This window comes from Streptomyces sp. NRRL S-495, from assembly GCF_000966955.1.
GTDB lineage: Bacteria > Actinomycetota > Actinomycetes > Streptomycetales > Streptomycetaceae > Kitasatospora > Kitasatospora purpeofusca.
The window spans coordinates 1-9,030 of the sequence record NZ_JZWY01000962.1 but is presented as its reverse complement, the minus strand read 5'-3'; the positions used below and the strand labels follow the sequence as shown (position 1 = coordinate 9,030).

At 74.8% G+C, this 9,030-nt stretch carries 5 protein-coding genes; 1 reads left to right on the top strand and 4 read right to left on the bottom strand.

Going from position 1 to position 9,030, the window contains the following annotated elements:
- Nucleotides 1-32 precede the first annotated feature (32 nt).
- Nucleotides 33-617 carry an ATP/GTP-binding protein gene (locus tag VR45_RS37125; RefSeq protein ID WP_045944348.1) on the top strand — a complete coding sequence of 195 codons (585 nt, stop codon included), beginning with the start codon at nucleotides 33-35 and terminating at the stop codon, nucleotides 615-617.
- A gap of 95 nt (nucleotides 618-712) precedes the next feature.
- Here the strand turns inward: VR45_RS37125 and cimA are convergent, their stop codons facing one another.
- The 4 genes from cimA to VR45_RS37105 form a co-directional block, all read right to left on the bottom strand.
- Nucleotides 713-2,329: a citramalate synthase gene (cimA, locus tag VR45_RS37120; RefSeq protein ID WP_045944347.1), complete on the bottom strand. Its 1,617-nt coding sequence runs from the start codon at nucleotides 2,327-2,329 to the stop codon at nucleotides 713-715.
- A 394-nt stretch (nucleotides 2,330-2,723) separates the two neighbouring features.
- Nucleotides 2,724-3,836 (bottom strand): branched-chain amino acid aminotransferase, encoded by a 1,113-nt coding sequence (locus VR45_RS37115; protein WP_045944346.1) that lies wholly within the window; start codon nucleotides 3,834-3,836, stop codon nucleotides 2,724-2,726.
- 219 nt (nucleotides 3,837-4,055) lie between these two features.
- Nucleotides 4,056-5,093, bottom strand: coding sequence for a 3-isopropylmalate dehydrogenase (locus VR45_RS37110; RefSeq protein WP_045944345.1), 1,038 nt, complete (start codon nucleotides 5,091-5,093; stop codon nucleotides 4,056-4,058).
- Nucleotides 5,094-5,266: 173 nt separating this feature from the next.
- Entirely contained in the window at nucleotides 5,267-8,647 is a 3,381-nt protein-coding gene (locus tag VR45_RS37105) for a S8 family serine peptidase (RefSeq protein WP_045944344.1), read from the bottom strand.
- Nucleotides 8,648-9,030 lie beyond the last annotated feature (383 nt).

Sequence of the window (9,030 nt, the reverse complement as noted above, 5' to 3'; positions counted from 1 at the left end):
GCCCGACGTCACGCTGCTCGAAAGGGTCCTCAGTGGACTTCGCAAGCTCTAACGCGGCCGCCCCCACCCGCGCCACCACCTCCGCGAAGATCGTCGTCGCAGGCGGCTTCGGCGTCGGCAAGACCACCCTCGTCGGCGCCGTCTCCGAGATCAACCCCCTGCGCACCGAAGCCGTCATGACCAGCGCCTCCGCCGGAATCGACGACCTCAGCCACGTCTCCGGCAAGACGACCACCACCGTCGCCATGGACTTCGGCCGCATCACCCTCGACGAAGACCTCATCCTCTACCTGTTCGGCACCCCCGGACAGGACCGCTTCTGGTTCATGTGGGACGACCTCGTCCGCGGAGCCATCGGCGCCGTCGTCCTCGTCGACACCCGCCGCCTCGCCGACTGCTTCCCCGCCCTCGACTACTTCGAGAACAGCGGACTCCCCTTCGTCGTCGCCCTCAACGGCTTCGACGGACACCAGCCCCACACCCCCGACGAAGTCCGCGAAGCCCTCCAACTCAGCACCGAAACCCCCGTCATCACCCTCGACGCCCGACGCCGCGACAGCGCCAAGAGCGCCCTCATCACCCTCGTCGAACACGCCCTCCTCGCCCGGCTGCGGTGACCCCGGGGCACCGTACGACGGCGCACGGCCGAACGGCGCGGCCCGCGGACCCTCCGGTCCCCGGGCCGCGCCGTCGTGTCACCGCGGCGGGCTGATCAGCCCTGGGCCGCGTCCGGCTCCAGGCCGGCCCGCAGCAGGCCGTAGGTGTAGGCGTCCTCCAGTCCCAGCCAGGAGGCGGCCACCACGTTGTCGGCCACCCCGACCGTGGACCAGGTGGCGGTGCCGTCGGTGGTCTCGATCAGCACCCGGGTCTTGGAGCCGGTGCCGTGCTGGCCCTCCAGGATGCGGACCTTGTAGTCCACCAGCTCCAGCTTGGCCAGCTGCGGGTAGATCCGCTCCAGCGCGGTGCGCAGCGCCTTGTCCAGCGCGTCGACCGGGCCGTTGCCCTCGCCGGTGGCGAGCATCCGCTCGCCCTTGGCCCACAGCTTGACCGTCGCCTCGTTGCCCGCGCTGCCGCCCGGGCCCTGCTCGCTGATGGTGCGCCAGGACTCCAGGGCGAAGTAGCGCTCGCGGCGGCCGCGCACCTCGTCCCGCAGCAGCAGCTCGAACGAGGCGTCGGCGGACTCGTAGGTGTAGCCGAGGTTCTCCTGCTCCTTGACCCTGGCGACCACCCGGCCGGCCAGGTCCCGGTCGGTGGAGAGGTCGTAGCCGAGCTCCTTGCCCTTGAGCTCCACGGAGGCGCGGCCGGCCATGTCGGAGACCAGCATCCGCATGGTGTTGCCGACCGTCTCCGGGTCGATGTGCTGGTAGAGGTCCGGGTCGACCTTGATCGCCGAGGCGTGCAGTCCGGCCTTGTGGGCGAAGGCCGAGAAGCCGACGTAGGGCTGGTGGGTGGAGGGGGCGAGGTTGACCACCTCGGCGATCGCGTGCGAGATCCGGGTCATCTCGGCGAGGCTGCCGGGCGGCAGCACCCGGCGGTCGCACTTGAGTTCCAGCGCGCCGACCACCGGGAAGAGGTTGGCGTTGCCGACCCGCTCGCCGTAGCCGTTGGCGGTGCACTGGACGTGGGTGGCGCCGGCCTCGACCGCGGCCAGGGTGTTGGCGACGGCGCAGCCGGTGTCGTCCTGGGCGTGGATGCCGAGCCGGGCGCCGGTCGCGGCCAGCACGTCGGCGACGGTGTCGCGCACGCCGGAGGGCAGCATCCCGCCGTTGGTGTCGCAGAGCACCACCACCTCGGCGCCGGCCTCGTGGGCGGTGCGGACCACGGCCAGCGCGTAGTCCCGGTTCGCCCGGTAGCCGTCGAAGAAGTGCTCGCAGTCGATGAACACCCGGCGGCCCTGGGCCCGCAGGTGGGCGACGCTGTCCCGGACCATCTCCAGGTTCTCGTCCAGGGTGGTGCGCAGCGCCAGTTCGACGTGCCGGTCGTGGGCCTTGGCGACCAGGGTGATCACCGGGGCGCCGGAGTTGACCAGGGCGGCGAGCTGCGGGTCGTCCGCGGCGCTGCCGCCGGCCCGCCGGGTGGCGCCGAAGGCGACCAGCCGGGCGTGCCGGAGGTCCAGCTCCTCGGCGGCGCGGGCGAAGAACTCGGTGTCCCGGGGGTTGGCGCCGGGCCAGCCGCCCTCGATGAAGCCGACGCCGAACTCGTCCAGGTGCCGGGCGATGGCCAGCTTGTCGGCCACCGTGAGGTTGATGCCCTCGCGCTGGGCGCCGTCGCGCAGGGTGGTGTCGAAGACGTGGAACGCGTCGTCGGGGAGGTTGCTCGCCTGGGTCATGACCCTGGGTCTCCGTTCCGGGAGGTCGGGTACTGCTCTGCCGGTTCTGATTCCCGGCTCCACTGTCCAGCATCCCGCGCGCGCCCGGTGTCCCTCGGCCCCTTGTGGGGGCTCCGGCCGGTCCGGGGGAAACAAAAAGACCCCTCGCGGGTGCGAGAGGTCTGCGCGCGGGTCTGGACGCTGGTGGTCGCTCCGCATCGGGTGGTGCGGGAGCGGTCACTGCGGACCGGCGCGCCTGCTGCTAATAATCAGCGAAAGCGAGGACACGTCGGCAGTCTGGCACATCGTCCGCGGAGCGGCCCGCCCGTCTCGGCATCCGGAACGGGCGGGCCGGGACGGGCCGGGGCGGCGCGGCCGGGCGGGCTCCACGAGCGGCCCGCCCGGCGGAGCGGGATCAGACGATCCGGTGCAGCCAGCCGTGGGTGTCGGGGGCCTGGCCGCCCTGGATCGCGAGCAGCGAGCGGCGCAGCTCCATGGTGACCGGGCCGGGCTCGCCGGCGCCGACGGTCCAGTCGCCGCCGCGGGACTTCACCGAGCCGACCGGGGTGATCACGGCCGCGGTGCCGCAGGCGAAGACCTCGGTGAGGGTGCCGTCGGCGTTGCCCTGCTTCCACTCCTCGGTGGAGATCTTCCGCTCCTCGACCGCGTAACCGAGGTCGGTGGCGAGCTGCAGCAGCGAGTCACGGGTGATGCCGGGCAGCAGGGCGCCGGACAGCTCGGGGGTGACGATCCGGGCGTCCTTGCCCTCACCGAGGACGAAGTAGAGGTTCATGCCGCCCATCTCCTCGATCCACCGGTGCTCGGCGGCGTCGAGCCAGACGACCTGGTCGCAGCCCTTCGCGGCGGCCTCGGCCTGGGCGACCAGCGAGGCGGCGTAGTTGCCGGCGCACTTGGCGGCACCGGTGCCGCCCGGGGCGGCGCGGACGTAGTCCTCGGAGAGCCAGACGGAGACCGGCTTGACGCCGCCCGGGAAGTAGGCGCCGGCCGGGGAGGCGATGATCATGAAGAGGTAGGAGTTGGCGGGCCGGACACCCAGACCGACCTCGGTGGCGAACATGAACGGGCGCAGGTAGAGGCTCTGCTCCGGCTCGTTCGGGACCCAGGCCTGCTCCTGCTGGACCAGCAGCTCGACGGCCTCGACGAAGGCCTCGACCGGCAGCTCCGGCATCGCCAGCCGGCGGGCGGAGGCCTGGAAGCGCGCGGCATTGGCCTCCGGACGGAAGGTCGCGATCGAGCCGTCGGCCTGGCGGTAGGCCTTGAGGCCCTCGAAGATCGCCTGGCCGTAGTGCAGGGTCATGTTGGCCGGGTCCATCTCGATCGGCGCGTAGGGCGCCAGCTGGGCGTCGTGCCAGCCCACGCCCTCGGTCCAGCGGATGGTGACCATGTGGTCGGTGAACACGCGCCCGAAGCCCGGGTTGGCCAGCCGGGCCTCGCGCTCCGCCTGGGGCAGCGGGTGCGCGGAGGGCTTGAGGTCGAACGTGATGGGCGCCTGGGTGGGCGTGCTCATGGCTGTGTGTCCTTCACCGTGGGGTTGGTCCGGGCCGCCTCCGCCGGTGCTCGTCCCGGACTCTCACTCCGGTACGGACGCACGACGGCACGGCCCACTGTCGATACTCGCATCCAGAGGGCCGTGCCGAACAGTCGCGGACTCCTTGGAGAACCGCAAGCTGCCGTTATGGGGTCCGGCCCACCGGGCCGGAACACCGTTTGTCGGGGTCCCGGCCTCCTAGGCGGATACTCGGGCGGCGAGCGCGTCGCCGACCTGGGCAGTGGTACGGGTGCCGGTCCGCTCGGTGAGGTCCGCGGCGACCGCGGCCTCGATCCGGGCGGCCTCGGCGGCGTACCCGAGGTGGTCGAGAAGCATGGCGACCGACAGCACGGTGGCGGTCGGGTCGGCCTTGCCCTGGCCGGCGATGTCCGGCGCCGAGCCGTGCACGGGCTCGAACATCGACGGGAAGGCACCGCTCGGGTTGATGTTGCCGCTGGCGGCCAGGCCGATCCCGCCGGTGACGGCGGCGGCCAGGTCGGTCAGGATGTCGCCGAACAGGTTGTCGGTCACGATGACGTCGAACCGCTCGGGCTGGGTGACGAAGAAGATGGTCGCCGCGTCGACGTGCAGGTAGTCGGTGGTGACCTCGGGGAACTCGGTGCCGACCTGCTCGAAGATCCGGGTCCACAGGTGGCCGGCGTGCACCAGCACGTTGTTCTTGTGCACCAGGGTCAGCTTCTTGCGCGGACGCGCCTGCGCCCGGCGGTAGGCGTCGCGCACCACGCGCTCGATGCCGAAGGCGGTGTTGAGGCTGACCTCGGTGGCCACCTCCTGCTCGGTACCGGTGCGCAGGGAGCCGCCGTTGCCGACGTACGGGCCCTCGGTGCCCTCGCGGACGACCACGAAGTCGATCTCCGGCTCGCCGGCCAGCGGGGACTTCACGCCCGGGAAGAGCCGGCCCGGCCGGAGGTTGATGTGGTGGTCGAAGGCGAACCGCAGCTTCAGCAGCAGCCCCCGCTCCAGCACACCGGACGGCACGCTCGGGTCGCCGATGGCGCCGAGCAGGATCGCGTCGTGGGCCTTGAGCTCCGCCAGGACGCTGTCCGGGAGGGTCTCACCGGTGCGGTGGTAACGCCGGGCGCCGAGGTCGAACTCGGTGCTCTCCAGCTTCACATCGGCGGGAAGCACCGCCTCCAGCACCTTGAGGCCCTCGGCCACCACTTCCTGGCCGATACCGTCACCGGGGACGACTGCGAGACGAATCGTGCGAGACATGCTCGGAGGCTACTCCGGCATCCCAGAGCCTGACATCCAGCGTCCGCCATTCGGACAGCGGGCGTGATCGGCATCGATCGGGTGAGATCGATGCCGATCGATGGTGGATCGCGGTCGACCAATGGCGCCGAGGGAGCGCGCAGCCTTCGCTGTGCGCTCCCTCGGGGGGGGAGTTACGGCAGGGTCAGGATCTGGCTGCGGCGGCCGTCCGGGTTGAGGTGGTGGAGGAGGAGGACGCGGGAGTGGTCGCCGTCGGTGCGGCGGATGTCGAGGAGGGTGGCGGGGTGGACGGGGGCGGCCAGGGCGGTGGGGCCGCCGGGGCCGGTGCGGATGTCGACGGCGGGGTGCAGGACGTCGACGGCGAGGGTGGGGCGGGTGCCGCGCAGGCCGATCGCGGAGAAGGCGTCGGCCGGGTCCCGCCCGGCGCCGGCCAGGCCGGTCCACACCGCGTAGTGGACCGTGCTGTGCCCGGCGCGGACGCCCGGGAGGGCGGCGAGCCGGACCGGCAGGACCACCGTGTCGGAGTCCAGCAGGGCGGTGTCGGTGTCGCCCCAGCGGGCGTTCAGCGGCTGGACGTCGAGTTCGGCGCCGGTGCGGGCGTCGAGGGTCCGGGCCACCAGGACGTCGCTGCCGCGCATCCGGTCGGCCTTGATCACCACGTCGGTGGCGCCGTCCCCGTCGGTGTCCAGCACGGCCCGGACGCCGAACAGCCCGACCGGGGTGGCGGCCGGGGCCCAGACCTGGGCGCCGAGGTAGAGCCGGCCCTCGGTGAGCGGATCCCCGGCGACGGTGGGCGCGTCGGTGGCGGCGCCGGCGGCCCGCAGATTGGCCGCGCGGTCGCCGGGGCGCTCGACGCAGACGTCCCGCAGGTGCTCGGCCTCCTCGGTGCTGCCCTCCGGCACGAAGCCCGCGCCGGGCCCGACGGCCGCCCCGCTGTTCGGCGGGCAGTCCGCCCAGCGGGCGCCCTCCCCTCCGAGCGCGAAGGCGCTGAGCAGGCCGGGCGCGTCAGTACCGGTGAGCGCGACCACGGCGCCGGAGCGGGTGGTGCGGACCGGGGCGGTGGCGGCCAGGTCGGTGGCCGGGCGCGGGGCTGCGAACAGCGGCACCCGCAGGCCGGGGACGGCCGGGTCGTCCGGGGTCAGCAGCAGCCGGCCGGAGAGCTCGCCCCGGTAGCTGCGGGCCCGGCCGCCCTGGACGGCGGCGATCGTCGGGTCCGGGGCGCGGCCGAGCGCGCCGGGCACGCTCAGGGTGACCCGGACCCGCGCGGTGCCGCCGGGCGGCACCTCGATCCGGTCGGGCGCGAGCTCGAAGCGGGCGCCGGACAGCTCGGTGGCGGCCGCGTAGCCGGTCCGGTAGGCGACCGGGGCGGCGGACAGGTTGCGGACCTCGACCTCGCGCACCAGGGCGAGCGGCCCGGTGACGGCGACCGGGCCGAAGGAGACGCCGACGGCGCCCTCCACCGCACCCTCCCCCGCCGCGTAGGCGACGGCCGGAGTGCGGACGGCCCGGTCGACGGCGGCCCGGCCGGCGCCGGTGCGCTCGGGCCCGTAGACCGGGCCGGTGCCGCCGTCGCCGAGCCAGGTGTCCCCGGCGGTGTTCATCAGCGCGGCCTTGACCTGCTCGACGGTCAGGTCGGGGTGGGCCGCCCGGACCAGGGCGGCCAGGCCGGCGGCGTGCGGGGTGGCCATCGAGGTGCCGTCCTCGCGCTGGCCGCCGGTGCCGCTGCCGACCCGGGCCGACCAGATGGTCTCGCCGGGGGCGGCGAGGTCCGGCTTGACCACTCCGGGCACGCCGATGCCGCGCGAGGTGAAGTCGGTGAGGGTGTCGAGCCGCTGCGGCTGGTCCTGGGCGACAACACCGTGCAGCGGGTTGCCGGGCGCGGCGAGGCGGACCCGGACCGGGCCGGCGGCGGCGCCCGCGCGGAGCCGTTCGCCGTCGGCGCGGGCGAGCAGGGCCAGCGGGACCCGGTCGTTGCCGGCGATCTCGGCGAGGTGGTCGTCGTCGGCCGCGAGCAGGGCGCCGAGCGCGCCGGCCTCGGCGACGTGGTCGGCACGCGGGCCCGAGCCGCAGGCGCGCTCGGACTCGCGGGTGCTCCAGGCGAGCACGGCGATCCGCCCGGCGATCCGCTGCCGGTCGGCCTCGGAGAAGGCCGCGCAGCCGTCCCGCTGGTCGGCGGGCAGGGCGAGCTCCCCGGCCACGTCGGCGGTGGACCAGTCCTGGTAGCGGGCGCTCCAGTGGGCCGGCACGACCCCGGCGAGCGGCTGCGGGTCGAGCACGGTGAGGCCGTCGGCGTCGCTGTGCGGGTCGACCGAGGCGGCGACGGCGAGCGCCCTGGCGGCGGTGCCGGGGCTGCCGCCGATGGCGTACACGTCGCCCTCGTTGCCCGCGGCGGCGACCACCACGGTGCCGAGGGCGGCGAGCCGGTCGACGGCGAGGGCGTCGGCGTCGTCGGTGGCGCCGAAGCGGCTGCCGAGCGAGAGGTTCAGGACGTCGAGCCGGTCGCTCGGGTCGCCGTCGCCGTCCGGGTCGGCGGCCAGGTCGAGGGCCTCGCCGAGCTGGTCGGTGGAGCCGTCGCAGCCGAACACCCGGATCGCGTACAGCTGGGCGCCGGGCGCGGCGCCGGGGCCGACCCGGAAGCCGGCCGGGTCCAGGCCGGGCCGGTAGGGGCCCCGGTAGGGCTGTCCGTCGGTGGTGACGCCGAGGCCGGCGGCGGTGCCGGCCACATGGGTGCCGTGGCCGTTGCGGACGCAGTCGATCGGGTTCTCGTCCGGGTGCGGCTCGGGCTGGTAGTGCGGGGAGGACGGGTCGGGCTGGTAGTCGTCGCCGACCAGGTCGCGGCCGCCGGACACCTTGGCGCTCGGGAAGAGGGCGGCCGGCGCGGGCTTCGCCCCGTCGACGGAGCGGAACGCCTCCTCGGTGCCGGGGCCGCCGAAGTCGGCGTGGGTGTAGTCGATGCCGCTGTCCGCGACGCCGATCCGCACGCCCCGGCCGGTGTCGCCGCCGTCCGGGCCGCCGTCGGAGGAGCCGCCCGTCCAGACCTCGGGCGCGCCGGTGACCGGCACCGAGTGGGCGTTGTCCCGCTGCTTGCGGACGATCGGGTGCACGGCCGCGACCCCGGGCAGGGTGCGCAGCGCGGGCAGCCGGTCGGCGGGGGCGTTGACAGCGAGGCCGGTGAGCAGGGTGCGGGTGCGGTAGAGCTCCCGGGCGGCGGGGACGGCGTCGTGGACGGCGTCGGCCAGGCGGTCCAGCGCCGTGGAGGCGCGGGTCCGCTGGGCGGCGCCGGCCCGGGCGGCCTCGCCCCGGACGGCCTCCGGGGAGCGCCGGTTGCGCCGGGCCTCGTCCCCGGCCCGGCGCCAGGCGGGGGCGACCGGTTCGGTGGCGAGTTCCAGCAGGACGGCGACGGGTCCGGCGGCGGCGCGGCCCGGCGGGGCCGACGGGGACGTCGGCGGACTGCCGGTGGCCGGGGCGGCCCCGGTGAGCAGGGCCGGTCCGGCGAGCAGGGTGAGCGTCAGGCCGAGCCGGGCAAGCGGTCGGCGGACGACGGGATGGCGCATGGTCCTCTCCCCCGGCCGGGGGAACTGATCCGCATCCGGTGCCGCTGACGCCCGCCCGCGCGGCCGTCGATCACCCTTCCGGGGGCCCCAAATTAGGAATATCGCGCCGGTCGGGGCGAGCAACTTCCACCGAACGGCGGCAACTTGCACTCCTGCGGGTGACCCTCCGTCAGTCCGTCCGGCCCATTCGGCGGATGAACGCCGAACGGGCCGGGGGCGGCCCGTCGGAGCCGGCCGCCCGGGGGCCGCCGGTCAGTGGTGGCCGCCGGTCAGTGGTGGCGGGGGCGGAAGCGGCGTGGCGGTCGGCGGTCGGGGGCATACCGGGGCTCCTTGGTTCGATACGCGCCGTGGGAAACGGACGCGGCGGGGTGGGGAGGAGGGGG

Bases quoted from the DNA above. Each gene is read 5' to 3' on its own strand.
- cimA (WP_045944347.1), bottom strand. From the start codon at position 2,329: ATGACCCAGGCGAGCAACCTCCCCGACGACGCGTTCCACGTCTTCGAC.
- VR45_RS37115 (WP_045944346.1), bottom strand. From the start codon at position 3,836: ATGAGCACGCCCACCCAGGCGCCCATCACGTTCGACCTCAAGCCCTCC.
- VR45_RS37110 (WP_045944345.1), bottom strand. From the start codon at position 5,093: ATGTCTCGCACGATTCGTCTCGCAGTCGTCCCCGGTGACGGTATCGGC.
- VR45_RS37105 (WP_045944344.1), bottom strand. From the start codon at position 8,647: ATGCGCCATCCCGTCGTCCGCCGACCGCTTGCCCGGCTCGGCCTGACG.